Source organism: Dietzia sp. (genome assembly GCF_036741115.1).
Taxonomy (GTDB): domain Bacteria; phylum Actinomycetota; class Actinomycetes; order Mycobacteriales; family Mycobacteriaceae; genus Dietzia.
In genome coordinates this window covers 1-26,510 of record NZ_DAINST010000041.1, presented here as the reverse complement: position 1 = coordinate 26,510, position 26,510 = coordinate 1, and the positions used below count along the sequence as shown (strand labels likewise).

Here is a 26,510-nt window from a genome sequence, read left to right as displayed (position 1 = left end):
CGCCAAGGGCGTGGAGACGGCCACACTGCGCCGCGGCTCGCAGATCATCGTCGACGAGGGCGCAATTCCCGAGGACCAGGTCGCGGTGCTCTCCGGCCCCAACCTCGCTGCCGAGATCGCCGAGGGGCAGTTCGCGGCGACCGTCATCGCGTGTTCCGACGAGCGGCGAGCGGAGCAGATGCAGGGGGTCTTCGCCACCGGCTACCTGCGCCCGTACACCAACGGCGATGTCGTGGGATGCGAGATCGCGGGCGCGGCGAAGAACGTCATCGCCCTCGTGTGTGGCATCGCCGCCGGGCTCGGGATGGGGTACAACACCTCAGCCACCCTCATCACTCGTGGGCTGGCTGAGATCACGCGACTCGGCGTCGCGCTCGGCGCCGAGCAGCCGACATTCTCAGGCCTCGCCGGCATCGGGGACCTGGTCGCGACGTGCAGTTCCTCGCTCTCGCGCAACCGCCGCTTCGGCGAGCAGCTCGGCCGCGGCCGCACGATGGAGGAGGCGCAGGAGGCGACCAATGGCCAGGTGGCCGAGGGCGTCAAGTCATGCACGTCGATCAAGGCGCTCGCCGACGCTGCAGGGGTAGAGATGCCTCTCACCGAGGCCGCCCATCTCGTGTGCCACGAGGGTGTCGCCGTCTCGGATCTGGTCCGCACGCTCATGGACCGCTCGAAGAAGAGCGAATAGCCGCGCCACGGCGTCCGGGCGCGCGGAACCGGCGCGCCGGCCCGGTACGGTGTTGTGCGTGAGTCGCATAACCGTTGCAGTCCTGTACGGAGGGCGTAGCCCCGAACACGGCATCTCCTGCGTGTCGGCCGGCGCCATCATGAGCCACCTCGATTCCGAGCGGTACGAGGTGGTGCCCGTGGGGATCACGGCCGAAGGTGCCTGGGTCGAGGGCACTCGGGAATTCTCCTCGCTCCGCATCCAGGACGGCCACCTCCCAAGCGTCTCCGATGCCGGACGCCGCCTCGCCCTCGAGACCTCCGCCGCGGAGTGTGGCACCCTGCGGATCGTCGGTGGCGATTCTGCGGGTGAGGTCCTCGCGAAGGCCGATGTCGTCTTCCCGGTCCTCCACGGTCCCAACGGCGAGGACGGCACGATCCAGGGCCTGCTCGAGCTCTCCGGGGTCGCGTATGTCGGCCCTGGCGTGTTCGCGTCCTCGGCCGCGATGGACAAGGAATTCACGAAGAAGGTGCTCGGCGAGGCCGGGCTGCCGATCGGCACCCAGATCGTGCTGCGCGGCGAGGACTCGACGGTCTCGGAGGACGACCGCGCCCGCCTCGGGCTCCCCGTCTTCGTCAAGCCCGCGCGTGGAGGATCCTCGATCGGCATCTCGAAGGTCGGCGATTGGGCGCAGCTCGACGCCGCGCTGGCGGCGGCGCGCGAACACGATGCGAAGGTCATCGTCGAGGCCGGGATCGTCGGCCGCGAGATCGAGTGCGGCGTGCTCGAGTTCCCCGGCGGCGAAGTGCGCGCGAGCCTCCCCGCCGAGATCCTCTTCCCCCACGCCGAGCCCGAGGGAGGCGAAGGGTCCGAAGCCGGCGCGGCAGACGATTCCTTCTACGATTTCGATACCAAGTACATCGACGCGGTGAGCACCTACGAGCTCCCCGCAGAGATCACCGACGCCGAGACCGAGGACGTCCGCCGGATGGCGATCGAAGCGTTCCGCGCGCTCGACGCCAAGGGGCTCTCGCGAGTCGATTTCTTCGTCACTACCGATGGCCCGGTGATCAACGAGGTCAACACCATCCCCGGATTCACGCCTATATCGATGTACCCGAAGATGTGGGAGGCCTCGGGCATCGAGTACTCCGAGCTCCTCGACACCCTGGTCCGCACCGCGCTCGATCGGGGCTGAACGCTCCGTTCCCACCGCGCGGCCGGAGAGGGGCTCGTAGATTTGCGGGCATGAGTAATCCCGCCGCAGCCAGCAACCCCACCGAGCTGAGCCCGGACGCCTACCGCGCCCACATCGCCGCCGATATTGCGCGCGTCGCCGAGATCTTGCCCGCCCACCACGCGCCCGAGTGGTCGGCGCCGGTGCCGACGTGTGGGGAATGGACGCTCCGCGATCTCGTCGTCCACCTAGGAATCGTGCACCGCATGGTCGTCCGCGCCATCGCCGAGCGCGTCTCTCCGCGCGGATTCGACGATTCGCCGGCCGAGGGCACAGACCTCTCCGAGTGGTTCCGCGAGGGCGCGGCCGCCGCGTTGGAGGCACTCGATGCCCCGCCGGAGACCCCGGCATGGACCTTTTATCGCGACCGGGACACCGTCGGCTTCTGGCTGCGCAGGCAGGCGATGGAGAACCTCATCCACCGCATCGACGCCGAGCTCGCCCTCGGCGCGGAGACGGGGATCGACGTCGAGCTGGCCCGAGACGGTATCGCCGAGGTCATCGATGACATCGCACACCGCATGGTGGCAGTCGGGCGGTTCGAGCTCCCCGACCGGGGGATCGTGGTCGAGGCTTCGGATGGGCCGCGCGATGACCAGGCTGCGGGGGAGGCGGCGCGCTTCGAGATCGGTACGCCCGAGCCGCGGCGCGCGCCAGATGCGACAGGCCCGGCCGCCGAGCTGCTCCTCGCGCTGTGGAAGCGTCGCACCGTGAGTGGGACGGGTGGAGGCGGTGTGAGCGCGGCCGATATCGAGCTCCTGGACGAGGAGGCGGCGGAGGCGTTGGCGCTTCCGCTGACGCCGTAGTCCGGCGTCATGGGCGGGCGGAGCCCAATCCCTCTATCTATGCAGAGGTGGGCTCCACGTACTGGTAGAGGTCCGTCCGCATGGCTGCGGGATCGGCGCCGGGCGAGGGCTCGGTCACGTAGACCTCGAAGAACGGCAAGCGCGGGGTGAGCCCCCGCTCGGCGATCTCCTCCCCGAATTTCTCCCACGCGCCGAAGAGCTCGTCGTAGGCACCGATATGCGAGATGACGGCGAGCGTCCCCGCGGCAATGGTGCCGCGCTCGATGGTGACCTTCTGCGCGGGGATCTTTCCGAGCAGCGGCACCCGGGAGGGGAAGCCGATCTCGAGGTCCACCGTCTCGCGGGGTACCGAGGTGTACGCGGCGTACGCGGGCCCGGCGGGCTCCATCGCGGTGGCGAGGGAGGAGAACGCCGCGTCGTAGAGCTCGGCGATTTTCGAGAACTGCCAGCCGGTGACCCGCACGCAGGCGGTGTCGATCGGGGTGTCGAGCTCGATGATCTCGAGCTCCGTGCGCTCCGGGGCGGTGAGGATGGCGGCGTCCATGATTGCTCCTGGGGTGGGGTGTTGTTACTCAGGCCGTCGGGCGGCTGGTCTGTCGGGCTGCTCGGCGGGCGATCGACTAGCGGGGTGCAGAGGGGCCCGCGGCGCCGGCGGGCGCGGGGGCGGGCTCGATAGCGGGGAGTGTGCCGGTGATGGTGTCCGAGAGCGCCTGGATCGGGCCGGTGCCGGAGTTCTCCGGGAGGGTGACGGCGACGAACACTTTGCGGTCGACCGCGACCCAGGTCGAATCCTGGGCGTCGGCTGCGGGATCGGGCTCGTTGAACCACTGGACGCCGTTGACCTCGGTGAGGGCCGCGCCGACGACGAAACCGCCCGGCGCGGGGACGCCGCAGCGTACAACAACCTCGGAGCCGTCGGACATGCGGAAACCGGCGGCGCCCGCGGGGGCCGGGGCGGAGAAGTCGACCTGCTTGGCGTCGCCGAGCGAATCGGGGAACGCATCGAGCAGGTCCGTGCATTCCGGCGCATCGGCGTTCGTGCCGGGGAATTCGCCCGCCGAGATGGGATCGTCCTGAGAGACTCCGTTGTCCCGGAGCACCTTGTTCGCGCCGACGAGCACGCCGGCGAGGAGGACGAGTGGGATGATGATGGCCGCGGCGATCGCCCACGGGCTGCGGCGCATCGGGTCCGCTTCGCGGAGGCTCTCGCGGCGCGGGGTCCGGGTGTTCTCGTTCGCCCCGGCGTCCGAAGCCTGCTCGGGGGATTCCGGCTCCCGTGTATCTTCCGGTGTAGTTCTCGAGGACTCGTCCGACATACGCCCAAGGCTACGGCCTCGGGCGTCGACCACCGAACCACCCGTGTCCGTTGGCCCCGTGCCCATCGGTCTATATCCGTATCGCCGAAAGGGGGAAGGCCAGAATGACCGATGACTCGCGTTCGGTGGCGGAGTCGACGGAAAGCGAGATCATCGCGCTCTTCGCTGCCGCGGCCGAGCGCCATCTTCCCGGGGCAGGCCGCCAGGGAGCGGAAGCGCTCGTGGTCGCCAATGGGGACGATGCCGCCGTCTTCCGCGCCGGTTCCGACGTCGTGGCGAGTACCGACATGATCGTCGAGGGCACCCACTTCCGCCGCTCCTGGTCGAGTCCGGAGGAGATCGGCGCGAGGGCGATCGCCCAGGCGTGCTCGGACATCTCGGCGATGGGCGCGAGTCCCCGGTACGTGGTCCTCGCGGCGTGTCTCCCGCCCGCGCTGCCCATCGGCGATGTCGCGCGGATGGCCGAGGGGGCGGCGGCCGAGGCGCGCAAGGCCGGCGCCCACATCATCGGCGGCGACGTGACCACGGGGCCCGTCCTCGTCCTCGCTCCCATGGCACTCGGGGAGTTCGACTCGGTCTACCACGGCGCCGTGTCCCTCTCCGGAGCGCGTCCCGGCGACACGATCGCGCTCACGGGACACCCGGGGCGTGCCGCCGCCGGGCTCGCGCTCCTCGAAGCCGGCCTCGGCGAAGCCGGGAACCCCGAACTGCGGGACGCCCTATCCAGGTTCCGCGTTCCGTCCCCGCCCTATGAGCTGGGGCCGGTGGCCGCCGCCGCAGGGGCGAGCGCGCTCACCGATGTCACCGACGGCTTGCTCCGCGACCTCTCCGGGCTCTGTGCGGCCAGCGGAGTCGCCGCAGGCCTCAACTATGCCTCGCTCGATGCAGATCCGGTGCTCGACGAGGCGGCGCAGCGCCTGGGCGATCCCGCCGCCGTGCGGGACTGGCGACTCGACGGTGGGGAGGACCACGGCCTACTCGCGACATTCCCACGTGGCACCGAGCTCCCCGGGGGATTCGCGGCGATCGGCGTCATCCTCGAACCCACTCTGGAGGTCGGGGAGGGGACCGTACTCGTCGATGGAGAACCCGTGGAGGCCTCGGGGTGGGACTCCGCGCGCGGCGAACGGGCCGGAGGCGGCCCGCAGCGGCGCCCGTAGACTCGGCAGCATGGCGATCTACGCACTGGGAGACCTGACACCCGACATAGGGCCGGAGGCCTACGTCCACCCGGACGCGGTGGTCATCGGCAACGTGACCCTCGGTCCCGGCGTCTCGATCTGGCCGAACGCCGTGCTGCGCGGCGACTACGGGCGCATCGAGGTCGGGGAGATGAGCAATATCCAGGACGGTTCGATCATCCACTGCACGGCCACCGAGGCCACAGTCTTCGGGCGGCACTGCATCGTGGGGCACGGCGTGCACGTCGAGGGGGCGACCGTCGGGGACGGGGCGCTGCTGTCCTCGGGGTCGATCGTGCTCAACGGGGCTCGGGTCGGCGCGGGGGCCGTGGTCGCCGCAGGCTGCCTCGTGCCGCCGCGCTTCGAGGTTCCCGCCCGGCGCATGGCCATGGGCGTTCCCGCGAAGATCCGCCCCGATCACGAAATTCCCGAGGACTTCCTGGCCGGGAACACGCAGAAGTACCACGAGAACGGCCGGCGCTACGCCGCCGAGCTGCGGCGCCTTGACTAGCGCGGAACGCCGTCCGCTCGCCGAGATCCTCGACCCCGGTTGGGCCGAGGCTCTCGAGCCGGTGGCAGAGAATATCCGGGCAATGGGGGATTTCCTCCGCGACGAGAACGCGGCCGGGCGGGGCTACCTTCCCGCCGGGGAGAACGTCTTGCGGGTATTCACCCAGCCCTTCGACGAAATTCGCGTGCTCATCGTGGGTCAGGACCCCTACCCGACGCCCGGACACCCCATCGGGCTGAGCTTCGCCGTCGACGCGCACGTCCGGCCGCTCCCACGCTCCTTGCAGAACATCTACCGCGAGCTGCACGACGACCTCGGCATCGCGCCGCCGCAGCACGGGGACCTCGGAGCGTGGTCGAAGCAGGGGGTCATGCTGCTCAACCGCTGCCTCACCGTGCGGCCGGGGACGCCGGCCTCACACCGACGCAAGGGCTGGGAGGCCATCACCGACAGGGCAATCGAGGCGCTCGTCGAGAGGGACGGGCCGCTCGTCGCGATCCTCTGGGGGCGGGACGCGCAAGGGCTCGCGCCAAAGCTCGGCGACGTGCCGCGCATCGAATCCGTGCACCCCTCGCCGCTTTCGGCCTCACGGGGGTTCTTCGGCTCCGCGCCATTCAGCAAGGCCAACGCCGCGCTGGCCGAGCTCGGCGGCGAGCCCGTCGACTGGAGGATCCCGGAGCTGGGCTAGCGGGTTCGGACGGTTTGGGAGTCGATATCGGGGTGCGAACTCGCGTCGGCCGCCGAGCTCGTGTCAGGCGCCGAACCTGTGTCAGGCGCCGAACCCGTGTCAGGCGCCGAACCTCGGCGCCCGCCTCTCGACGAACGCCGCCACCCCCTCGCGACCGTCCGCGGACACCGAGTTCTTCGAGATGGCGAAGCGCTCCGCGCGCAGGGACGCGTCCAGCGGGCCTGTCCATGCGGCCGCGAGCAGCGCCTTGATCGAGGCGTACGAGTCCCGCGGTCCGGAGGCGAGGCCACGGGCGATCTCCATGGCGGCTGCCTCGACATCCTCTGCGCCGACGTTGCGCGAGAGGATCCCCAGGGAATGGGCCTCCTCGCCGGAGATGCGCGCGCTCGTGAGTAGGAGGTCCGCCGCGCGCGTGCTGCCGACTACCCGGGGGAGGAAGTGGCTCACCCCGCAGTCCGGGGACAGGCCGATCGCGGAATACGCGAAGGCGAGATTCGTGCCCTCGCCGCCGACGGCGATGTCGGCGGCGAGGCAGAAGCCGATCGCCCCGCCCGCCGCCGCGCCCTTGACCGCAGCGACCACCGGGATCTCGAGCGCCGCGAGCCGCGTGACCAGAGAGTTGGCGTAGCCGGCAGTGTCGAGAATGGTCTGCTCGGTGTCTTCGGCCTCGTGGAACCCGCGGACGTTTCCGCCCACGGAGAAGTGCTTGCCGAGCCCCACGAGGAGCACTGCGCCCGCGTCCACCTCTCCGCGGCCGAGGGCGTCGAGGGCTGCCGCAGACTGCTGCAGCGCTTCGTCCGAGAGCGCGCCCGCGTTCTCGGTGGTCGATATGGGGAGTACTAAAACCCCGCTGTCGATCCGGACGAGGGGAAGCCCGGCGAGCGCGCCCTCCTCTGCATCTGGAGCGGGTACGGCGGACACGGATTCGGACACGGGGACAACCTCCGGGGTCGGGCATGAATCGATCGACGGGTATCGGCACCAGGCCGCCGGATCAGCGTACTAAGGTTGGTTGCTGCGAGAGCGGAGAACGAGAACGAGAACGCCGGTAGGCGCCGAGGGATTACGGAGAGCGACGATGGTCCAGGTCGACAGCGCCCATGCAGGCGCCGCGCCGGGGCCCCGGGGAACCCTGGACGTTCTCGACGGCCCCGCGGCGCTCGATTGGGCCCGGCGCGCCGCCGACGCGCTTCGCGCCGCGAAGGACGAGATCAACGGGCTCAATGTGTTCCCTGTCCCGGACTCCGACACCGGCACGAACATGGTGCACACGATGGGTGCGGCCGTGGCTAGCGCCGAGCGCGCGGCGAAGGGCACGGGGGAGAGCGGTTCCGCGGCGCCCAGCGCTCAGGAGATCGCCGCAGCGCTGGCCCGCGGTGCGATCCGCGAGGCCCGGGGGAACTCCGGAGTAATCCTCTCCCAGGTCCTGCGCGCGATTGCCACGCACACGGGCGCGGAAGGGGTCACAGCCGAGACGATCGGCCTCGGCCTGCGCACAGCGGTGTCCATTGCCGGCGAGGCGCTCTCTACTCCCGTCGAGGGAACGATCATCACGGTCCTGCGCGAGAGCGCCGAAGCCGCCGAGGACACGGACATCGCCGACACCGGCCTCGCGGGCGTCGCGATCGCCGCCGCCGATGCCGCGTGCGCCGCCCTCGAACGCACGCCCGAGCTCCTCGACGTGCTGCGCGAAGCCGGAGTCGTCGACGCGGGCGGGCGAGGTCTGCTCGTTCTCCTCGACACCCTGGTCGCGGTTGTCACGGGCGAAACCCCCGAGCGGCCGACGTTCGCGCCCAAGTCCGAACCGACGTCCACATCGGCGTCCATGCCCGCGTCAGGGGCTGCATCCCAGCCCCGGTCGTCGTTCGAGACCTACCCAAAACCAGGTAACAGCCGGTCTGTTGGCGGCCGGCACGGTCCGGAACCGGCCGCAGGTACCGGTGAGTCCGGGCCAGGGGGCAGCCTGGCCTCCACCGCGAAGGCGGACGAGCAGCCTGTGGACGGCCGCGAAGTGGACGCGGAGGCCGTCACCCGCTTCGAGGTCATGTACTCGCTGCGCGGCATGGAGTCCCCGGAGGGCGGGATGCTCCGCGAGGAGCTGCAGAACCTGGGCGACAGCGTCATCGTCGCCACGGACGGCGCGCGCGGCGCCGAGGCGTACTGGTCGATCCACGTTCACACCAACGACATCGGTGCGGCGATCGAGGCGGGCATCGGGCTCGGCGAACTCGCCGAGATCCGTGTCGAGGATCTATTCGGCCCGCCCGAGCCCGGTGCGGACGAGGCGACCGATCCCGGCCGCGCCGTCGTGGCGCTCGTCGAACCGGGCCCCATCGCAGGGCTCTTCGAGGAGGCCGGGGCCGTGGCTGTCGATTCGACAGTCACGGAGCCGGAGATCATTCGCGCCCTGCTCGACGTCGCCTACTCGGAGATCATCGTGCTCTCCAACGGCGCGCTCGGCCACGAGCTCATGGCCGCGATCGACGACGAGCTCGTCGCCCACGGTCGCCACTGCATCCTCCTTCCCACCCAGTCGGTCGTCCAGGGCCTCGCCGCGCTCGCGGTGCATGATCCGGACTCCTCGCTGTCCATCGACGGCTTCGACATGTCGGACGCCGCCGCGGCGACCCGTTACGCCCGCCTCGACCGGGCGTCCAAGCGCGCGCTCACCCTCGTGGGGCCGTGCGCGGCCGGGGACATCGTCGGGGTCATCGGCCACGACGTCGCCGTCGTCGAATCCGATCCGGCGGCCGCGTTCGCCGCCGTCGTCGATCAGTTGCTCGCGGTCGCGGGGGAGATGCTTACCATCTTCGCCGCACCAGAGATCCGGGACATCGTCGAGGCCGAGATCACGAGACTCTCCGAACGGTTCCCCGACCTCGAGATCGTCCTCTACGATGCCGGTGCCGGAGACGTGCTCGCCTACGTGGGGCTCGAATGACCCAGCCGGACACCGCGCTCTCCGAGCTCGTGCCCTCCGCGCTGGCGAAGAAGCTCGCCCGGGATCTCGAGATCGGCACGGCGGCCGAGCTCCTCGGGCTCGTTCCGCGCGACTATCGCGACCGGGGCGCCACGGACCCGGAGACAGGAATCTCCGACGGCGACCCCATCGGCTTCTCCGGGGACGTCGCCCGCGTTTCGGACAATTTCTCGCGGGGACAGCGTCCGCGGGTGCGGACCGTGTTCGTCGGCGTCACCACGGAATCCGGTCCGCGCACGGCGGTGTTCTTCAATATGCCGTGGATCAAACACAAGATCCGGGGCGGCGAGCACATCGAGGTCGTAGGGATCGCGAAGCTCCGAGGCGCCGAGATCACGGTGGTCAACCCGACCTTCCGGAGCGCCTCCTCGACAGGAGTAGAGGGCAACTCCCGCGAAGAAGCGGAACAGCTCGAGCCACCGGCCGGCACCGGCCATGCCGCGAAGGACGTGCTCGAGATCGCCGACGAGAAGGTCGTCACGCTCGGAGAGGCGCCGATTCTCGAGCGCCCGATTCTTCCGCTGTACCCGGCATCGAAGAAGACGAGCACGTGGGACGTGCTCGCCGCCGTCGCCATGGTGTTGCCGCAGATCGAACCGCCCGCGGAGACGCTCTCGGAATCCAAGCGCGAGCAGCACGGGCTCATTCCGCGCGGAGAGGCCGCTCGCGCGATCCATTTCCCGTTCGACAGGCCCCAGCTCGCCGCGGCGATCCGGCGCCTCAAGTTCGACGTCGCGCTCACCGTCCACCTCCGCCTCGGCCGGCGCAGGCTCCGCCTCGAGGCCGGAGCGGCGCCGGCCAGCCCGCTGCCCTCGGCCCCGCCGTCGGGAAGCCACGGCGGGAATGACGGCGCAGGTGCCGGGCTCGTCGGGGCCATCCGGGCCGCGCTGCCCTACGAGCTCACGGCGGGCCAGGACCGCGTGCTCGGCGAGATCTCGGCGGACCTGGCCAAGGACTATCCCACCGCCCGGCTCCTCCAGGGCGAGGTGGGCTCGGGCAAGACCGTCGTCTCGTTGCTCGCCATGGCGCAGGTCGTCGACGCCGGGCGACAGTGCGCGCTCATCGCGCCCACGGAGGTCCTCGCGGCGCAGCATGCCAGGGCCCTTCGGAGCCTCCTCGGAGAGCTCGCCGCGCCCGAGGGCGCGTACTCCGGGACGCTCTTCGCGCAGCCGATCGACTCCGCGGGCGGCGCCGACGGGAACGGAGGCGGGCGCAGGACCACACTGAACATCGCGCTCGTCACCGGCTCCCTCGCCGTCGCAGCGCGCCGCGAGGCGCTGCTCGGGCTGGTTACTGGCGAGGTCGACATCGTCGTCGGCACCCACGCCCTTTTCGAGGAGTCCGCGCAGTTCTACGACCTCGGCCTCGCGGTCATCGACGAGCAGCACCGCTTCGGCGTCGAGCAGCGCCAGGCTCTGCGCGCGAAGCGCACCGACGGCGCCACGCCGCACCTGCTCACCATGACCGCCACCCCGATCCCGCGGACCATCGCGATGATGCACTTCGGCGACATGAGCACCTCGACCCTCACCGAGCTGCCCGCGGGTCGCCAGGACGTCGAGACTCACGTCGTCCAACTCGGTGCGATGCCGACGCCGAAGGCCGAGAAATGGGTGCGCAGAGTCGGCGAGCGGATCTCCGAGGAGGTCGCCGCGGGTGGACGCGTGTTCGTCGTCGCGCCGCGGATCGACAACTCCGCGGAGGACCTGGAGGAGAAGATCCCGCCGGGGATGGGCGCGCCGGCCGGCCTCGCCCGCCCGGGTCGCGGGGTCGAGGATCTCTTCGATCAGCTCGCCGCCGCGCTCCCCAAAGACCTCCGGATCGGGATGGTCCACGGCAGGCTGCCGTCCGACGTCAAAGACGAGACGATGAACGCCTTCGGGTCCGGGAGCCTCGACGTGCTCGTCGCGACGACGGTGATCGAGGTCGGTGTCGACGTGCCCGAGGCGACGATGATGGTGGTGCTCGACGCCGACCGCTTCGGCATCTCCCAGCTGCACCAGCTCCGCGGACGTATCGGCCGTGGCGACAAACCTGGCGTGTGCCTCCTCGTGGCCACCGTCGCTCCGGGATCGCTCGCCGAGCAGCGCCTCGAGGCGGTCGCCGCGACGCGCGACGGCTTCGAACTCGCGCAGCGCGACCTCGAACTCCGCGGCGAGGGAGACGTGTTCGGCTCCCGCCAGTCCGGCGGGCGCGCCGCGGGGCGCATCCTCTCCGCCGCCTCCGACGGCGAGATCATCGCCGAGGCGGGGGAGCTCGCCGCGCGCATCCTGTCCGAGGATCCGGAGCTCGAGCACCACCACGTGCTCTCCGCCGAGATAGACGGATTCGATGACGCCGACTACCTTGATCGCACGTGACCCGCCTGATCTCCGGCGCTCTGCGATCGATGCAGCTCGCCGTCCCGCCCTCGGGGACCCGTCCGACCACCGACCGCGTCCGTGAAGCGTGCTTCAGCGCCGTCGAGGCGCGACTCGACCTCTCGGGCTGCGCGGTGCTCGACCTCTACGCCGGATCGGGGGCGCTCGGACTCGAAGCGCTGAGTCGCGGCGCCGGGAGCGTGGATCTCGTCGATTCCTCGCCTCAGGCGCTCCGCGTCATGGAGAAGAACGCGGCGGAGGCGCGGCGCCGCCTGGGACTCGTGGCAGGCGACGTCAGGGTGCGGAGGGGTGAGCTGCCCGGGGCGATCGACGGTCCGTGCCCCAGGCCGGGCGGCTACGACCTCGTGCTCGTCGATCCGCCATACGATCTCGTGCCCACTCAGGTCCCGGCGCTGCTCGAACGGCTTGTCGCTCACGGTTGGCTGTCCGAGATCGGGCACGTGTTGTGCGAGTCCTCTGCGCGCACCGCGGACGCGGGGTGGCCAGCGGACATCGAAAGCGATTTCGACAGGACATATGGCGAGACCCGCGTGCGCATCGGCGTGGTCGCCGGCGACTGAGCCATACGGCGCGACTCCCGCTCCGGGTACACGCGCCGTGTGCCCGCAAGGCGATAGCGTGGGGAACATGACCATCGCAGTGTGCCCAGGCTCTTTCGATCCCGTGACCCGCGGACACGTCGACGTTGTCGAGCGCGCCGCGCGGCTCTTCGACGAGGTGATCGTGTGCGTGGTCCACAACCCGAACAAGAACGGCACCTTCTCCGTCGACGAGCGCCAGGAGCTGCTCGAGGCGAGCACGTCGCACCTCGAGAACGTGAGCGTCGACGCGTTTACCGGTTTGCTCGTCGATTACTGCCGCTCGACCGGCGCGGCGAGCGTCGTCAAGGGTCTGAGGGGCGAGCAGGACTACGCCTACGAGGAGCCGATGGCGCATATGAACTGGGAGATCACGGGGCCGGACCTCGAGGGCAGGATCGATACCGTGTTCGTCGCGGGTCAGCCCCAGTGGTCATACGTCTCCTCGTCGCTCGTGCGGGAGGTCGCGCGTCTCGGGGGTGACGTCGCGCACCTCGTCCCCGAGCCCGTCGCGGCGGCGCTCGCCGAGAAGTTCGCCTAGGGGCGGCGCGGCACACCCGCGCCCAGGTGGATTCGAGGACAATGACCTGCAGGACCGCGCCGGGACGCCGGCGGCGGTGTGGAGAGGGAAGGATGGAAGTGTGTACCGAGTTTTCCAGGCACTCGATGATCTGATCGCGATGATCGAAGAGGCGCGCGCTATTCCCATGACGGCGAATTGCGTGATCCCCAGGCAGGACGCGCTGCTCCTGCTCGACGAGATCCGCGACGCCTTCCCGGGGGAACTCGACGACGCGCAGGACGTCCTGGACAAGCGGGACGAGATCGTCTCCGAGGCCGAGGGCACCGCCAACCAGCTCACCAGCAGCGCACAGGCGCAGGCCGAGGAGACCGTCTCCGGCGCGAACGCGCAGGCGGACCAGACGATCGCGGATTCCGAGCGCCGCGCGGACAAGATTCTCGTCGATGCGAACTCGCGCAGCGACGCGATCATGACGGCCGCGGAGACCGAAGCGGCGGAGACCGTCGGCTCAGCCAACCGCCGCGCCGAGGACACGATCGAGCGCGCCCGCGCCGAAGCCGAGCGCACGGTGAGCGATGCCGAGGCGCTGTACGACCGCATGATCACCGAGGCGCGCGAGGAGCAGCAGCGCCTCGTCTCCGAGTCCGAGGTCGCCCGCGTCGCCGCGGAGGAGTCCCGCCGCGTCCGAGACGAGGCCTACGCCGAGAGCTCGCAGCGCCGCGCCGAGTGCGACGACTACGTCGAGCAGAAGATGGCCGAGTTCGAGGACGTGCTGTCCTCGACGATCCGCACGGTGCAGAGGGGGCGCGCCGAGATGTCGGGCAGCTACGCGCCGCGGCGCGAGTCCGGAGACGCGGGCGTGCGCGAGCTCGGCGAGGAGTACCTGCGCCACGACGAGCGCTCGCGGTACTAGGCGGGTTGTAGCCGGTCACCAGGCGGTAGGTGACCGGCTACTGGCTAAGTGTCCCGGCGGGTAGGATCCGGAGACGTGTCAGATACAGCCAAGTCCAGCGCGAAGCCCAGCCGCCCGGCCGGGAACTTTCTCTTCGATACCCACAGGCTGCCCACGGCGGCCGGCTCCACGGCCGACTGGCAGGCGAGCGTCCCGCTCCGCACGCCCATCGGCGTGGAGATGGTGCGGATCCCCGAGGGCAATGATGTGGATCTCGATCTGCACCTCTCGCGCGTCGAGGACGGCGTCTACGTGTCGGGGACCGTGTCCGCCGATGCGGTAGCGGAGTGCGTGCGCTGCCTCGGCGAGATGCCGCAGCGGGTGTCCGTGCGGCTGGGTGAGTTCTACGCCGAGCCCGGCTCTCCCTCGGCCGAAGGCGGCGAGGAAGAAGAGGTCCGGCTGCTCGACGATGGCAACATCGACCTCGAGCAGGCGTTGATCGACGAGTTCGGCCTCTCCTTCGACCTCGCTCCCACCCACGAGTCGGTGCTCGGTGTCGAGTGCCCACCGGACTCGGACGTGCCCGCCCCGGACGGGGACGCGGAGACTTGGCAGAAGCCGGTCGACCCCCGCTGGTCCGGACTCGCCGAGAAGTTCGGGCGCGATCCCGAGACCGGCGAGGAAGTCTAGGCAGCGCAGAGGTCGGGGGAACGCAGAGAATGTCGAAATCCACGCAATCAACGTCCGGAGAGGACGAGGCCGCACAGGCCCGCGCCGAGGACTACGCCACGCTATTCGCGGCGCTGGGCGTCACGGTCGAGCCGGAGGCCATGCGCCTCGCGCTCACGCACCGCTCCTACGCCTACGAGCACGGCGGGCTCCCGCACAACGAGCGCCTCGAGTTCCTCGGGGACACCGTGCTCGGTCTTTCCGTCACGGAGTATCTCTACCGCACCTATCCGGAGCGGCCCGAAGGCGAGCTCGCGAAGATCCGCGCGAGCCTGGTCAACATGTATACGCTCGCCGAGGTCGCGCGGGAGCTCGGTGAGGGCGGGCTCGGCGCGCACATCCGGCTCGGCAAGGGCGAGGAGCTCACCGGAGGACGCGATAAGGACTCGATCCTCGCGGACACGACCGAGGCCGTCTTCGGCGCTATCTACCTCGAGCACGGGCTCGAGCCCGCGCGGAAGGTAGTGCTCGAGCAGCTCGGTGAGCGCCTCGATTCCGCGCCCCGTCTCGGCGCCGCGCTCGACTGGAAGACCAGCCTGCAGGAGGTCTGCGCCGCCAAGCACCTCTCGGCTCCGCGCTACCGGATCGCCGAGTCGGGGCCCGACCATGCCAAGGAGTTCACCGCCACCGTGGTCGTCGACGGCGAGGACCGCGGATCCGGGACCGGGCGCTCCAAGAAGGAAGCGGAGCAGCGCGCCGCCGAGCGGGCGTATGCCGAACTCTCCGGGAAGGGCGCCGAGAAGTAGCCCATGCCCGAGCTTCCCGAGGTCGAGGTCGTCCGCAGGGGATTGGCCGATCACGCGGTCGGCCGGCGTATCGAGCACGCCGAGATCACCGGGCACCGTGCCGCGCGAGAGCACCCCGGGGGCGCGGCGGGCCTCGCGGACGAACTCTCGGGCCAGACGCTCGCCGGCGCCCGCCGCCGGGGCAAATTCCTCTGGCTCCCGTTGCGGCCCGAGGGGGCGGTGGGGGAGCCGGTGTCGGCGGGCTCATCCGAGGGCGACGAGCCCGAGGTCGCGGGCGATACAGCGCTCGTCGTGCACCTCCGCATGTCCGGTCAGCTCCTCGTCGGGGAGCCCTCGCTCGCTCCGCCGCCCCACACGCATATCCGGCTGTCGCTATCCGACGGGAGGGAGCTGCGATTCGTCGACCAGCGCACCTTCGGATTCATGACGACGGACGTCCTCGTCCCCGATCCGCATGCGGTTGCCGGCGAGCGGCAGAGGGTGATCCCGGCGAGCATCGCCCACATCGCGCCCGATCCCTTCGAGGGCGCTTTCGATGCCCAGGCCACGTCCCGCCGCATGCGCTCTCGGGACGTCGAGATCAAACGGCAACTCCTCGAGCAGACGATCGTCTCCGGAATCGGCAACATCTATGCCGACGAGGCGTTGTGGTCGGCGGGAATCCACGGACGCCGAAGGGGGACGCAGCTTCGGCAGGGGGCGGTGGAGGAACTCCTCGCCGCTGCTTCGGACGTGATGGCCAGGTCCCTCGATGTCGGCGGGACGAGCTTCGATGCGCTATACGTCAACGTCAATGGCGAGTCCGGTTACTTCGCGCGCGGGCTCGATGCGTACGGCCGCGTGGGGGAACCGTGCCGACGATGCGGAACGCCGCTGGACAAGGAGATCATCGGCGGACGGGGCTCTTACTTCTGCAGTGAGTGCCAGAAGCCGCCGCGGCGGAGAGTGGCGCGCGCGTTGCCGCCGCGATAGTTGCGGGAAATCGATGTAAAGACGTGTAGTTATGTGTCTTTGTACGAGGAATGGGAGCAGACTATGAGCGCAATGCACGAACTCCGCTCCACACCGATCACTGCCGAGCTTTTCCACGGTGCGCTCGGCCTCGAGTCGACCGGGTCGGGCGTCGTGCCTATGCGTCTTCCGACCAGGGCGGCGGCCATCGCCGATCCGCAGCTGTTCTGGGCTCTGAGTCAGCCTGCGGGCGTCCGGCTCGCATTCCGAACCTCGGCCGAGGTGATCGAGCTCAACATCCACCGAACCAGTCTCGAGTTTCGCGGAGTCGATCCGCGCCCCGATTGCCACGTCGACCTCGTGATCGATGGTGAGTTGGAGGCGCGCACCGCTACTGAAGGTGGGACGAGCGTCGTCATCGATCCCGCAACCGGAAGCGTCGAGCCGCACCCGGGCCCGCACCAGGTGCTCCGCTTCGCCGACCTGCCGGCGGGGGAGAAGGACGTGGAGATCTGGCTGCCGCACTACGAGCGCGTCGAGCTCCGTGAACTCCGCAGTGACGCAGAGCTGCAGCCGCTGCCCGAGCGCCGACCGGCGTGGGTCCAGTACGGAAGTTCGATCGGCCAGGGTTCCAACGCCACCGCACCCACCGACACGTGGGTCGTCGGCGCCGCGCGATCGGCAGGGCTTTCAGTGGCCAACCTCGGCTTCAGCGGCAGCGCCATGCTTGACCCCTATATCGCGCGCGTGATCCGCGACCTCCCCGCCGAGGTAATCGGGCTCGAGGTGGGCATCAACCTAGTTAACGGTGACGTCGTGCGCCGGCGCCTCTTCGGCCCGCTGCTCGACGGCTTCCTCGACACGATTCGAGAAGGGCATCCCGAGACCCCGATCCTCCTCATCTCGCCGCTCCACTGCGCGATCTTCGAGGACACCCCGGGCCCGGCGGCGACCGATTTCGGTGACGGCGAGATCCGCTACCGCGCCACCGGCGATCCCGCCGACATCAATGCAGGGGCGATGACCTTGCGAACCGTCCGCACCGACATGTCGGCGCTCGTCGCGCGCCGACGCGTAAGCGACCCGAACCTCCACCTTGTCGACGGCCTCGAGCTCTTCGGCGAATCGGATGCCGAGCGCTTCCCGCTCGCCGACAGGCTCCACCCGGGCCCGGAGGCGCATTTCCTGATCGCCGAGCGCTTCCTCTCCCACCGCGAGGCCGTACGAACGTAGCTCCGTCTTAGCCGATTGCCGAGCAGCTCGCGTTGGCCTTCGGCGCCCAGCAGCGGCGCGTAGAAGCCCGCGGTGATCTGGGTCTCCGGAAGCGCGAGTGAACTCGCGATGAAATCGCATTCAACGCCGACGTATTCTCCCGCCCCAAGGGAGCGGCTATCCGCGCATACAGCCTCACATAGTCGTTAGCGCCGCTAACTGCGTGAAGTCGTAACGTTGCGACAACCGACAGTGGGCTCTCTCACGACTCTTACACCTGCACGACGCGGCGGATCCGGCCGATCCGTTCCGCGCGGAAGGGAAAACGGCGCCCGCGCTTGCGGATTGCCTCGTCGCCGGCTCCAAATCGGTGCTCGGCGAACGTGTCGGCAACTGACATAGAGCCGCCGCCCGCTCCGGGTTAATACCGTGGAAACCGCGCAATCCGGGTCCTGGACCTGCAGGATCGCAGCAGTACGGTGTCGGTGGCAAGGCCACAAGCCACCCACTCCGCAGGAGGTGTCGTCATGGTTCTCGATGCTCCGACCCTGAGCGTTCTCGGTCGCCCCCTTTACGTTCCCAAGACCTACGCGGGCTATACCGCAGAAGTCTTCGATATCGGCGCAGGGGACATCGTCCCCGGCGACGTGGAAGAACTCGTCCGCGAAACCTACAAGCGCCGTCTCGGCATCGACATCACCCACGAGCGGCCATTCAACCCCACCGGTCACGTGTTCGCGCTCTACTACGAGGGAGGGCTCGTCACCACCGGCCAAGCCGCCGACCCACGTTCGCCCCAGTCGGATTTCACCGCGACGATGGGCGCGCCGTTTCACATCGGGCCGAACACCGTGGAGATGACCCGGGTCGCCTCCCGGCGGACGCCGGTCGGCCGGCTCTCTGCCTTCGAGCTCCTCGCGATCACGGCGGGGAATTACCTCAAGGACCTCGGCGTCGAGACGGCCATCGGCTATTCGAAGCCGCACATGGTCGACGTAGCCAAGCGCTTCCTCCAGTCCCCGTCAGCAGGACCGATCGCGGGCTCGGACGGGGGCAGCTATTACGTCTACGAGATCTCGCTCGCGCGGAGTCTGCCGCTGGCGAACCTCGCGCTGCCTTCCCTGTCGACGTATCGCTCGGCCATGGCAGGTATCCGCTCGGCGACCCCGGTCCCGGCCTGAGCGCACGGCGACTCGGGCGCCGGGCCTACAGCACCGTCTCGGCGCCCATGACGATCGTGCGGGTCGGGGGCAGGTGGAGCACCTGCGTCCGGTTTGCCGATGCCTTCTCGAGCACGCGGAACAGCACCTTCTGCCAGCGAGGCATGCTGCGATCGTGCCCTGGCTCGATGCGGAACACCGATAGGTAGTAGATCGCGTCGTCGGGATCGAAGAGCAGCTCCGGGATGGGCGCGTCGATGTCCGAGCACTGCGATTCGTGGGGCTCGCCGCACGCACTCGCCGGCGCGCAGCGCCCGGGCGCCTCGCAACGGGCGAACGCAGCGGCATCGTGCACGGCCTGCGGCACGTCCTGGGAATCGAGGAAACCGACCCGGTAGGTCACGTGCGCGATGCCGTCGGAGTCGTCGCCGAGCGTATCGACGAGAACGCGCTCGGCCGCGGGAACACGGGGGACACCCGCGTGCGCGATCGTCACGATCACCACGTGCTCGTGGAGCACCCTGTTGAGCTCGACTCCCGTGCGCAGTGCGAGAGGAACAGTCGTCGGATCGCCGTGCGGATACACGGCGACGCCCGGCACCCGGTGGACGTCGACGAGCGCACCGGAGACGAAATCGGAGAGCGGCCCCTCCATCTCCCGGCGGCGGCCGAACAGGATCTTCGACCCGCGTTTCCAGGTGAGCATGATCGTCGTCAGGATGGCCGCGATAACGAGCGGGAGCCAACCACCCGAGGGGATCTTCACCACATTGGCGGCGAGGAGGATGAGCTCGAGCCCGCCGACGACGACCGCCATGAGCGCCACGCGCCACTTCGGCCAGTGCCGAATGTGTAGCGCGTAGAGGAGGAACAGGGCGAGCACGAGGATGATCGTCGCGGTTACGGCGAGGCCGTACGCGGAGGCGAGCTTTTCGGACTCGCGGAACACGAGCACGAGAGTGAGCACGCCGAGGAACAGGATGATGTTGACGACCCCGACGTAGATCTGCCCGCCGTGCTCTGGGGAGGTCTGCGTGACCTTGAGGCGCGGCAGCAGAGAGAGCCGCGTCGCCTGCCGGGACACGGAGAATGCGCCGGAGATCACGGCCTGAGAGGCGATCACCGTGGCCATCGCAGCGAGGGCGACGAGCGGCAGCCGCAAGCCGTTGGGCACGAGGGAGAAGAACGGGTTGACGACGGTGGCCGGGTCGCCAAGGATCAACGCCCCCTGCCCGTAGTAGTTGAGCAGTAGCGCCGGCAGCACGAGGCACGTCCACGCGAGAACGATGGGCTTGCGCCCGAAGTGCCCCATGTCCGCGTAGAGCGCCTCGGCGCCGGTAATCGTGAGGACGACCGCGCCCATGGCGATGAACGCGACGACGGGCCGGTCGATGATGAACGCGAATGCATAGTGCGGGGAGACCGCACGGAGGATCGACGGGTGCGAGAGCACGTGCGGCAGCCCCATCGCGGCGATGGACACGAACCAGATGATCATCACCGCGCCGAAGTAACGTCCGATCTTGCCCGTGCCCCAGCGCTGCACGGCGAAGAGGAGGGTGAGGACGATGACGGCGCCCGGCAGGATCACCGAATTGGGCGCGGCATCGGCCACCTCGATGCCCTCGAATGCCGAGAGCACGGAGATCGCCGGCGTGATGAGGGAATCGCCGAAGAACAGCGCGGCGCCGATCGAGCCGAGCACGAGGGCGAAGTAGAGCTTCTGGCGCCCCGTCGTGGCACCAAGCTTGCGGAGGATCAGTGCGGTGAGCGCGAGAACGCCGCCCTCGCCCTGGTTGTCGGCGCGCATGATGAGGCCGATGTAGGTGACGCTGACGATGGTGATGAGACACCACGTGACCATGGAGATCACGCCGAGGACGTCGCCCTCGGTGGGGGCCACGGCGTTGTGATGGCTGCTGAACACGGTCTGCAGCGCGTAGAGGGGACTGGTGCCGATATCGCCGAACACGACGCCGAGAGCGCCGGCGACGAGGGCGAGCATCGTCCCGCGCCCGCCGCCGTGAGTGCTCGTGGCGCCGTCCTGTTCGGCGGGACTATCCGAGACGGGCCGGCTCCGGCGAAGCCGGGTGCGGCCCGAGCGTTTGGGAAGCTCCTCGTCGTCGGGCCTGGCAGGCCCGCTTGAATCAGCGGGGGAGTAAGGGGTTCGCCGGCCGTCGTGAGGCTCGGGGATGAGCGATTCTCCGGCTCGGGGCACCCGACCCTCGGGGCTCTCCGAGCCGATCGTGCCTTCGGAACCTTCGTTCTTGGCCACTACTTGTTCCACCCAGTCGATTCGAATACCACGGTCGTTCCTTCTGACGCGATCATTCGGGAGCCTGCGCCGGAGTTGCCCGACCGTGCACAATGGCCGGGTGACCTGCGATGGGCTTACATTCCAGGCGGGCGGCGGGTGCCGTCCACGACGTAACGATGCGACGCTACACCAACGCCCGGCAGATGCAATGCATCGGAGAGCGTCGATTCCGCCGATAGGCCGAATCGGTTGGCGGAAGTGCCAGCCGGATGACGGCGGTGAGCGGATGCCGCCCGGACGTACGATGGCCGACATGAACGCAGAGAATCACGAGAACGCATCTGAGCAGGCCGGCGAGGCACCGTCCGCGACCGAGCTGTGGGTCGAGCGGACCGCCCACTACCGCTTTACCGGCAGGTCGAGCCGCGGAGCCGAAGTCCTCGTCGGTCGCGACTACGTGGACGGGGTGTTCACGCCCGGTGAGCTCCTCAAGATCGCGCTCGGCGCGTGCACGGCGATGAGCGCCGATGGGCCGCTCACCCGCCGCCTCGGCGAGGATTTCGAGTCCACCGTCCGGGTGAGCGGAGCGGCGGACCGCGAGGAAGAGCGCTATCGCCGCCTCGAGGAGGATTTCGAGCTCGACCTCGCCGAGTTCTCCGAAGCCGATCGGCAGAAGATCCGGGACATCATCGTCCGCTCCGTCGATCGCACGTGCACGGTGGGCCGCACCCTCAAGGCCGGGGCCGAAGTCGAGCTCCGCGTGGACGGCGGCTCTGCCGAATGAGCGAGGAAGGCCACGCCGGCGGAGGCATCGGGGACGACGCCCAGCGCCTCACGGTATGGGTTCACGGACACGTCCAGGGCGTCGGCTTCCGCTGGTGGACGCGAAGTCGGGCGCTCGAGCTCGGGCTCGTCGGTCACGCAACGAATGCCCGTGACGGCCGGGTGTGCGTCATCGCAGAGGGGCCGCGCCCGCAGCTCGATGCACTTCTCGGGAAGCTTCGCGGCGGAAACACTCCGGGACGGGTCGACACCGTAGTCGAGTCCTTCGACCCGGCGCGCGGGGGCCTCAGCGGCTTCGTCGAGCGATAGCCGGCCCCGAGGCGGCGGAATTCCCGAGCGGCTCCGGCCCTCTAATAGCTATGCCCGGCGGACCGTTCTGCGCCGCGCGCCCGGGTGGGCTCCGTTTACACTGGTTCTCAATGGGTGCGGGCGCGCGACGCGCAGGTCCGGCGTCCCGAGAGCCTCCGTTGCGGGCGCTTCCGCGCCCGCATACCGACCGTGACGAGGAACGATAGTTTCGTGAACACCCCGCAGCAACCCGATCCAGGCAACGATCGCCCCGAGCAGCCCTCGAACGGCGGTCCCGACGGGCAGGAGAGTGTGAGCCCCCTCGACAAGCTTCGCGCACAGGGCGGCGGGGAAAACGAACGCCGCGGGAACTTCCGCATGCAGACCCCGGAGAACGCCGTCCAACGGGCGCCGAGCCTCGCCGAATCCCGTGAGCGCGACCGCGTCCGCAGGGAGGCCGAGGAAGCCGCGCGGCGGCAGGCCGAGGCCGATCGCCGCAACGAGGAGAAGCGGCGGCGCCGCAAGACGTACCTCATCGCCGGCGGTGTCGGCGCGGGGCTCGTCGCGGTGCTCGCGGGCACCTACCTCGCGGCATCCTCGTCGAGCGGGAACGACTACGAGAGCGCGCAGTGCGTCAACGAGCAGAATGTGGTCGTAGACGACCAGTACTGCGCCGACAACAGCAACGGGCACTCGGGTCCCGGCGGAATGTTCCTGTTCTTCGTTGGCGGCAATTCCTACCGCTACTCCTACGGCTCCAACGCGCCGGTCGGGCAGGTCGCGAACGGCTCTTCGACCCCGCAGTCTGGGAAGAGCTACGCCACCGGCGGCGGCAAGGAGGTCTCGAGCAACGGATCCACTGGGAGCTCCGTCAAGCGCGGCGGGCTCGGATCGTCCTCGGGGAGCAAGGGCTCCTCCGGGGGCGGGAAGTCCAGCGGCAGCTAGGAGCCGGGCGGCGACCGCGGGCCTCCGGCACGCGGCGCAGCGAAGCGCGAAGAGAGCGGGACCTCCGCCGTCACAGGCGGTGGGAGCGGCAACTGCGGAGCAGAGACGAGGAGCGAGGCGTATGCGAAGAGTTCGGGGCGAGGCGCGGCCGGAGTGGCGGGAGATCACCGAGCGGCAGGGGCTCGTGTTCAACACACCGTCCTCGGCTGCGGGCGGCGGCACCCGTCCGTACTGGGACGAATCGGCGCACTACGAGTTCGAGATGGACGAGATCCTCGCCCTGGAGAGCCAGGTCGAGCTGATGCATTCGATGTGCCTCGAGGCCGTCGAGCACGTGATCCTCACCGAGCGCTTCGCCGATTTCGGGATCCCCGAGTATGCCTGGGACGCAATTGTCGCCTCGTGGCGGCGCGGCGATCCGCACATTTACGGGCGTTTCGATTTCCGCTATGACGGCTCGGGCCCTGCCAAGCTCCTCGAATACAACGCCGACACGCCGACGTCGCTGCTCGAGGCCTCGATCATCCAGTGGAACTGGAAAGAGGACGTGTTCCCCAAGGCCGATCAGTGGAACTCGCTCCACGAGGCACTCGTTGACCGGTGGAAGGAGGTCAAGTCCCAGCTCCCCGCGGATGACCTCTACTTTTGTTGGTCCGGCGCCGATCCCACCGGCGAGGACCACATGACCACCGCGTACATGCAGGAGACCGCCGCCGAGGCGGGCTTCTCCACGGTCGGCCTCGAGATCGAGCAGATCGGCTGGGACACCGAGCTCCGGCGCTTCACCGACCTCGAGATGTCCCCGATGGAGAACATCTTCAAGCTCTACCCGTGGGAGTGGGCGCTCGACGACGAGTTCGGGCGGCACATGGTCGCCGAGCTCCCCAAATCGCTGTGGGTAGAGCCGCTGTGGAAGGCGGTGCTCTCCAATAAGGCGATCCTCGCCGTGCTGTGGGAGATGTACCCGGGACACCCGAACCTGCTGCCCACCTTTATCGACGATCCCGGGATGCTCACCGAGTACATCCGCAAGCCGAAGCTCGGGCGCGAGGGCGCGAACATGTCGATCGTCGGTGCAGGCATGGATACAGAGACCACGGGCGTCTACGGGCGCGAGGGCTACGTCTACCAGCTCCTCGACCCGCTCCCGGAGTTCGATAGCTACCGGCCGGTGCTCGGCACGTGGATCGTCGGCGACGAGTCCGCGGGCCTCGGCATCCGGGAGAGCCCCGGGCTTATCACCGACAACGGCGCCTGCTTCATCCCGCACATCATCAATCCCTAAACCCGGGGTTCCGGACCAGCGACTTTCGACCACCGACCACCGACCACCGAATCCAGCCAAGAACACCAGCGAAAGGCCACAACAGTGACCGGCTACGACGTCCTCGCCCTTTCCGCCCCCGACCTCTCGGACGTGCCGCGCGGGATCGCCGCGATCGTCCTCTACGCGCTCCTCGGCCTAGTGCTCATGGTGCTGGCGTTCTACGTGATCGACTGGACCACACCGGGAAAGCTCCGCGACTTCGTTCGCGGCGGCTACCCCAACGCCGCCCTGATCACCGGGTCTGGGCTCATTGCGATGGCGCTCGTCGTGGTGGTCGCCATTTGGCATTCCTACGGCGACCTCGGGCAGGGGCTCGCCACGACGGCGATCTACGGCGTCGTGGGGATCGTGGTGCAGGCCGCGGCGGTCCGCTTCCTCGAGCTCGTGGTCAATATCAACATCGGCGATTCCCTCAAGCGCGAGGTCTTTACCTCCGAGGCATGGGTCGTCGCCGCGGCGCACCTCGCCATAGGACTCGTCGTGGCGGTGTCGATCAGCTAGACGAATCTACCGGGCGCCGGAAATTAGTCCCGCACCGCAGGCGCCACGGCACCCGGATCAGAAGGAAGTCGGCGCTCGAAGGCGGCGCCGCGGAACAGCGGGTACCGCGAACGCGCGGCGAGGAGCAACGGAACGCCGGCCGCGAGCCCGCCGATGCCGAGGAGGAACACCGCGCCGATCTCGGTTTCGGTGCCGGGCACGCGCCACGAGCCCTCGCCGAAACCGGGATCGAACGAGGCCACGGCAGTCCACGCTGCCGCGGCGAGCAGCATGATGCCACCGAGGAGCGGCAACACGACCCTCCGGAAATCGACGCGCCCGGCGTTAGCGTGTTCCGGCCGGAGGCGGGTCCCGGAGTAGAGGCGGGCCGAGGCCAGCGCCGTCATACCGTAATAGAAGCCGATGGCCACGCCGCAGGCGGAAACGGCGTCGAGCACGAGCCCGACCCCGCCCGTGAGATCCATGAGTAGGTACAGCCCCGCCGACGCCAAACCCATGGCCCACGTGGCCACGTGCGGGGTGGCGAAACGCGGGTGCGCCCTGCCGAACACGTCCGGGGCCGCGCCGTGGAAGGACATCGCGAACGCGGTGCGCGCGGTGGGCAGGATGGTCGTCTGCGTCGAGGCCGTTGCCGACGTGAGCACCATGAGCACGAGGCCGGAGACCGCGATCTTCCCCCACTGCGAATCGCCGAACACGGCATGTCCAAGCGCGGCCACGACATCGTCGGCGTTGTCCGGGTTGGCGAGGCCGAGCCCCGTCTCGCCGACCCCCGCGAAGGCCTGCGCCGCGACCGTGAACAGCACGTACACGGAGACGAGCACGAGCGTGGACAGGATCGCGGCGAGCCCCGGCGTGCGCGCGGAATCGCGGGTCTCCTCGTTGACGGAGAGCACCGAATCCCAGCCCCAGTAGATGAACACCATGAGCATGATCCCCGTGATGAGGTGGCCCGGATCCGAGATCTCTGTCGGGTCGATCCACGACCACTCGGGCCGGTGCGAGCCCGCGGGCGCGCTCCCGGCGTAAACGCGCACCAGCGCGGCGACCGAGAACACCACGAGAAGAGCAGTCTCTATGACGACGAGGGCCGCCTGCAGCCGGGCCGTGAGCCCGATACCGCGGATCGTGAGCCAGGTGAGCACGAGGATGAACGCGATCCCCAGGGCGAGCACGGCGGGATGGCCGGGGTCGGAGCCGATGTGCGAGCCGAACAGCGCGAACGTGTACTGCGCCGCGACCTGCGCCAGCGAAGCCATGACGAGGACGTCGGCGACGATGATCGCCCAGCCCGCCATCCAGCCCCACGAGCTGCCGAAGGCCCGCGAGACCCACACGAAGGTCGTCCCGGCGTCGGGTTCGGCCCGGTTGAGCGCGTCGTAGCCGAACGCGGCGAAGAGGATCGGGACGAAAGCCAGGATGACGACGACGGGCGCCTGCCACGCGACGGCCGCCGCCACCAGCCCGAGGGTTGCGGCGATGGAATAGGCCGGGCCCGTCGACGCGACGCCGATGGCGATGGCATCGATGAGCCCGAGCGCCCCGCTCCGCAGCCCCTTCGACCGGACGAGTTCCGCGCCTTCTCTGTCCATGAGCGGACACTCTATCGGCTCCGGGAGGGCGAAGGCGCCGGTGCGCGCGGGCCTTTCGCCTAGGATGGCAGCTTGTGTATCTCAAAAGTCTGACGCTCAAAGGGTTCAAGTCCTTTGCGTCGCCGACGACTTTGAGGTTTGAACCAGGAATCTGTGCGGTCGTCGGGCCGAATGGTTCCGGCAAGTCCAATGTCGTCGACGCCTTGACCTGGGTCATGGGCGAACAGGGCGCGAAGACCCTGCGTGGCGGCAAAATGCA

Annotated in this window: 27 protein-coding genes; 22 read left to right on the top strand and 5 right to left on the bottom strand. The window is 69.3% G+C overall.

Features of this window, described 5'->3' with window-relative positions:
* From V7E05_RS08060 to V7E05_RS08050, 3 genes are all read left to right on the top strand, one after another.
* Nucleotides 1-688: NAD(P)H-dependent glycerol-3-phosphate dehydrogenase (locus tag V7E05_RS08060; RefSeq protein ID WP_333619154.1), on the top strand; the 688-nt coding region annotated here is incomplete at its 5' end.
* A gap of 58 nt (nucleotides 689-746) precedes the next feature.
* Nucleotides 747-1,865, top strand: a complete 1,119-nt coding sequence (locus tag V7E05_RS08055; RefSeq protein WP_333619153.1) for a D-alanine--D-alanine ligase family protein — start codon at nucleotides 747-749, stop codon at nucleotides 1,863-1,865.
* Between the two features lie 50 nt (nucleotides 1,866-1,915).
* On the top strand, nucleotides 1,916-2,710 hold the full coding sequence (locus V7E05_RS08050; protein WP_333619152.1) for a maleylpyruvate isomerase family mycothiol-dependent enzyme: 795 nt from the start codon (nucleotides 1,916-1,918) through the stop codon (nucleotides 2,708-2,710).
* A 37-nt stretch (nucleotides 2,711-2,747) separates the two neighbouring features.
* Here the strand turns inward: V7E05_RS08050 and V7E05_RS08045 are convergent, their stop codons facing one another.
* Nucleotides 2,748-3,254, bottom strand: coding sequence for a GyrI-like domain-containing protein (locus V7E05_RS08045; RefSeq protein ID WP_333619151.1), 507 nt, complete (start codon nucleotides 3,252-3,254; stop codon nucleotides 2,748-2,750).
* A gap of 76 nt (nucleotides 3,255-3,330) precedes the next feature.
* A complete protein-coding gene (locus V7E05_RS08040; protein WP_333619150.1) occupies nucleotides 3,331-4,026 on the bottom strand; it encodes a DUF3515 domain-containing protein in 696 nt (231 codons plus the stop codon).
* Between the two features lie 104 nt (nucleotides 4,027-4,130).
* Between V7E05_RS08040 and thiL the strand changes: the two genes are divergently transcribed.
* Genes thiL through V7E05_RS08025 form a run of 3 tightly spaced genes read left to right on the top strand, consistent with a single transcriptional unit; the run spans nucleotide 4,131 to nucleotide 6,406 of the window.
* Nucleotides 4,131-5,186, top strand: coding sequence for a thiamine-phosphate kinase (thiL, locus tag V7E05_RS08035; RefSeq protein ID WP_333619149.1), 1,056 nt, complete (start codon nucleotides 4,131-4,133; stop codon nucleotides 5,184-5,186).
* Nucleotides 5,187-5,196: 10 nt separating this feature from the next.
* A complete protein-coding gene (locus V7E05_RS08030; protein WP_333619148.1) occupies nucleotides 5,197-5,718 on the top strand; it encodes a gamma carbonic anhydrase family protein in 522 nt (173 codons plus the stop codon).
* On the top strand, nucleotides 5,711-6,406 hold the full coding sequence (locus V7E05_RS08025; protein WP_333619147.1) for a uracil-DNA glycosylase: 696 nt from the start codon (nucleotides 5,711-5,713) through the stop codon (nucleotides 6,404-6,406). The genes V7E05_RS08030 and V7E05_RS08025 overlap by 8 nt, the downstream gene beginning before the upstream one ends.
* Before the next feature lie 99 nt (nucleotides 6,407-6,505).
* On the opposite strand, the gene V7E05_RS08020 is transcribed toward V7E05_RS08025, so the two are convergent.
* Nucleotides 6,506-7,339 carry an enoyl-CoA hydratase/isomerase family protein gene (locus V7E05_RS08020; protein WP_333619146.1) on the bottom strand — a complete coding sequence of 278 codons (834 nt, stop codon included), beginning with the start codon at nucleotides 7,337-7,339 and terminating at the stop codon, nucleotides 6,506-6,508.
* A 145-nt stretch (nucleotides 7,340-7,484) separates the two neighbouring features.
* On the opposite strand from V7E05_RS08020, the gene V7E05_RS08015 reads away from it, so the two are divergent.
* From V7E05_RS08015 to V7E05_RS07970, 10 genes are all read left to right on the top strand, one after another.
* Nucleotides 7,485-9,347, top strand: coding sequence for a DAK2 domain-containing protein (locus V7E05_RS08015; RefSeq protein WP_333619145.1), 1,863 nt, complete (start codon nucleotides 7,485-7,487; stop codon nucleotides 9,345-9,347).
* Complete coding sequence (locus tag V7E05_RS08010) at nucleotides 9,344-11,746, top strand: ATP-dependent DNA helicase RecG (RefSeq protein ID WP_333619144.1); 2,403 nt, start codon at nucleotides 9,344-9,346, stop codon at nucleotides 11,744-11,746. Before V7E05_RS08015 ends, V7E05_RS08010 begins: the two co-directional genes overlap by 4 nt.
* Complete coding sequence (locus V7E05_RS08005; RefSeq protein WP_333619143.1) at nucleotides 11,743-12,327, top strand: RsmD family RNA methyltransferase; 585 nt, start codon at nucleotides 11,743-11,745, stop codon at nucleotides 12,325-12,327. Before V7E05_RS08010 ends, V7E05_RS08005 begins: the two co-directional genes overlap by 4 nt.
* A gap of 67 nt (nucleotides 12,328-12,394) precedes the next feature.
* Nucleotides 12,395-12,886, top strand: coding sequence for a pantetheine-phosphate adenylyltransferase (gene coaD / locus V7E05_RS08000; protein ID WP_333619142.1), 492 nt, complete (start codon nucleotides 12,395-12,397; stop codon nucleotides 12,884-12,886).
* Between the two features lie 100 nt (nucleotides 12,887-12,986).
* Nucleotides 12,987-13,781 (top strand): DivIVA domain-containing protein, encoded by a 795-nt coding sequence (locus tag V7E05_RS07995; RefSeq protein ID WP_333619141.1) that lies wholly within the window; start codon nucleotides 12,987-12,989, stop codon nucleotides 13,779-13,781.
* A gap of 75 nt (nucleotides 13,782-13,856) precedes the next feature.
* Nucleotides 13,857-14,450, top strand: a complete 594-nt coding sequence (locus V7E05_RS07990; protein WP_333619140.1) for a YceD family protein — start codon at nucleotides 13,857-13,859, stop codon at nucleotides 14,448-14,450.
* Nucleotides 14,451-14,479: 29 nt separating this feature from the next.
* On the top strand, nucleotides 14,480-15,235 hold the full coding sequence (gene rnc / locus V7E05_RS07985; RefSeq protein ID WP_333619139.1) for a ribonuclease III: 756 nt from the start codon (nucleotides 14,480-14,482) through the stop codon (nucleotides 15,233-15,235).
* 3 nt (nucleotides 15,236-15,238) lie between these two features.
* Entirely contained in the window at nucleotides 15,239-16,207 is a 969-nt protein-coding gene (gene mutM, locus V7E05_RS07980; protein ID WP_333619138.1) for a bifunctional DNA-formamidopyrimidine glycosylase/DNA-(apurinic or apyrimidinic site) lyase, read from the top strand.
* 63 nt (nucleotides 16,208-16,270) lie between these two features.
* A complete protein-coding gene (locus V7E05_RS07975; RefSeq protein ID WP_333619137.1) occupies nucleotides 16,271-17,419 on the top strand; it encodes an SGNH/GDSL hydrolase family protein in 1,149 nt (382 codons plus the stop codon).
* Nucleotides 17,420-17,883: 464 nt separating this feature from the next.
* Nucleotides 17,884-18,579, top strand: coding sequence for a hypothetical protein (locus tag V7E05_RS07970; RefSeq protein ID WP_333619136.1), 696 nt, complete (start codon nucleotides 17,884-17,886; stop codon nucleotides 18,577-18,579).
* Between the two features lie 25 nt (nucleotides 18,580-18,604).
* Here V7E05_RS07970 and V7E05_RS07965 read toward each other — a convergent pair whose 3' ends face one another.
* Nucleotides 18,605-20,833: a potassium transporter Kup gene (locus tag V7E05_RS07965; protein WP_333619135.1), complete on the bottom strand. Its 2,229-nt coding sequence runs from the start codon at nucleotides 20,831-20,833 to the stop codon at nucleotides 18,605-18,607.
* Nucleotides 20,834-21,128: 295 nt separating this feature from the next.
* Between V7E05_RS07965 and V7E05_RS07960 the strand changes: the two genes are divergently transcribed.
* The 5 genes from V7E05_RS07960 (at nucleotide 21,129) to V7E05_RS07940 (ending at nucleotide 24,659) form a co-directional block, all read left to right on the top strand.
* Nucleotides 21,129-21,599 carry an OsmC family protein gene (locus V7E05_RS07960; protein WP_333619134.1) on the top strand — a complete coding sequence of 157 codons (471 nt, stop codon included), beginning with the start codon at nucleotides 21,129-21,131 and terminating at the stop codon, nucleotides 21,597-21,599.
* On the top strand, nucleotides 21,596-21,907 hold the full coding sequence (locus V7E05_RS07955; protein WP_333619133.1) for an acylphosphatase: 312 nt from the start codon (nucleotides 21,596-21,598) through the stop codon (nucleotides 21,905-21,907). Before V7E05_RS07960 ends, V7E05_RS07955 begins: the two co-directional genes overlap by 4 nt.
* 210 nt (nucleotides 21,908-22,117) lie before the next feature.
* The gene (locus tag V7E05_RS07950; protein ID WP_333619132.1) at nucleotides 22,118-22,831 is read left to right on the top strand and encodes a hypothetical protein; all 714 of its coding nucleotides are present in this window, start codon (nucleotides 22,118-22,120) and stop codon (nucleotides 22,829-22,831) included.
* A gap of 121 nt (nucleotides 22,832-22,952) precedes the next feature.
* A complete protein-coding gene (locus tag V7E05_RS07945; RefSeq protein ID WP_333619131.1) occupies nucleotides 22,953-24,116 on the top strand; it encodes a glutathionylspermidine synthase family protein in 1,164 nt (387 codons plus the stop codon).
* 84 nt (nucleotides 24,117-24,200) lie between these two features.
* Complete coding sequence (locus V7E05_RS07940) at nucleotides 24,201-24,659, top strand: DUF350 domain-containing protein (RefSeq protein ID WP_333619130.1); 459 nt, start codon at nucleotides 24,201-24,203, stop codon at nucleotides 24,657-24,659.
* A gap of 23 nt (nucleotides 24,660-24,682) precedes the next feature.
* Here the strand turns inward: V7E05_RS07940 and V7E05_RS07935 are convergent, their stop codons facing one another.
* On the bottom strand, nucleotides 24,683-26,251 hold the full coding sequence (locus V7E05_RS07935) for an APC family permease (RefSeq protein WP_333619129.1): 1,569 nt from the start codon (nucleotides 26,249-26,251) through the stop codon (nucleotides 24,683-24,685).
* 74 nt (nucleotides 26,252-26,325) lie between these two features.
* Here V7E05_RS07935 and V7E05_RS07930 point away from each other — a divergent pair.
* The coding region (locus V7E05_RS07930; RefSeq protein ID WP_333619128.1) for an AAA family ATPase at nucleotides 26,326-26,510 on the top strand (185 nt) is incomplete at its 3' end.

What these genes read in the sequence shown, in the direction of transcription:
- V7E05_RS08050 (WP_333619152.1), top strand. Translation starts at nt 1,916, where the DNA reads ATGAGTAATCCCGCCGCAGCCAGCAACCCCACCGAGCTGAGCCCGGAC.
- V7E05_RS08045 (WP_333619151.1), bottom strand. Translation starts at nt 3,254, where the DNA reads ATGGACGCCGCCATCCTCACCGCCCCGGAGCGCACGGAGCTCGAGATC.
- V7E05_RS08040 (WP_333619150.1), bottom strand. Translation starts at nt 4,026, where the DNA reads ATGTCGGACGAGTCCTCGAGAACTACACCGGAAGATACACGGGAGCCG.
- thiL (WP_333619149.1), top strand. Translation starts at nt 4,131, where the DNA reads ATGACCGATGACTCGCGTTCGGTGGCGGAGTCGACGGAAAGCGAGATC.
- V7E05_RS08030 (WP_333619148.1), top strand. Translation starts at nt 5,197, where the DNA reads ATGGCGATCTACGCACTGGGAGACCTGACACCCGACATAGGGCCGGAG.
- V7E05_RS08015 (WP_333619145.1), top strand. Translation starts at nt 7,485, where the DNA reads ATGGTCCAGGTCGACAGCGCCCATGCAGGCGCCGCGCCGGGGCCCCGG.
- V7E05_RS08010 (WP_333619144.1), top strand. Translation starts at nt 9,344, where the DNA reads ATGACCCAGCCGGACACCGCGCTCTCCGAGCTCGTGCCCTCCGCGCTG.
- coaD (WP_333619142.1), top strand. Translation starts at nt 12,395, where the DNA reads ATGACCATCGCAGTGTGCCCAGGCTCTTTCGATCCCGTGACCCGCGGA.
- rnc (WP_333619139.1), top strand. Translation starts at nt 14,480, where the DNA reads ATGTCGAAATCCACGCAATCAACGTCCGGAGAGGACGAGGCCGCACAG.
- mutM (WP_333619138.1), top strand. Translation starts at nt 15,239, where the DNA reads ATGCCCGAGCTTCCCGAGGTCGAGGTCGTCCGCAGGGGATTGGCCGAT.
- V7E05_RS07975 (WP_333619137.1), top strand. Translation starts at nt 16,271, where the DNA reads ATGAGCGCAATGCACGAACTCCGCTCCACACCGATCACTGCCGAGCTT.
- V7E05_RS07960 (WP_333619134.1), top strand. Translation starts at nt 21,129, where the DNA reads ATGAACGCAGAGAATCACGAGAACGCATCTGAGCAGGCCGGCGAGGCA.
- V7E05_RS07955 (WP_333619133.1), top strand. Translation starts at nt 21,596, where the DNA reads ATGAGCGAGGAAGGCCACGCCGGCGGAGGCATCGGGGACGACGCCCAG.
- V7E05_RS07945 (WP_333619131.1), top strand. Translation starts at nt 22,953, where the DNA reads ATGCGAAGAGTTCGGGGCGAGGCGCGGCCGGAGTGGCGGGAGATCACC.
- V7E05_RS07935 (WP_333619129.1), bottom strand. Translation starts at nt 26,251, where the DNA reads ATGGACAGAGAAGGCGCGGAACTCGTCCGGTCGAAGGGGCTGCGGAGC.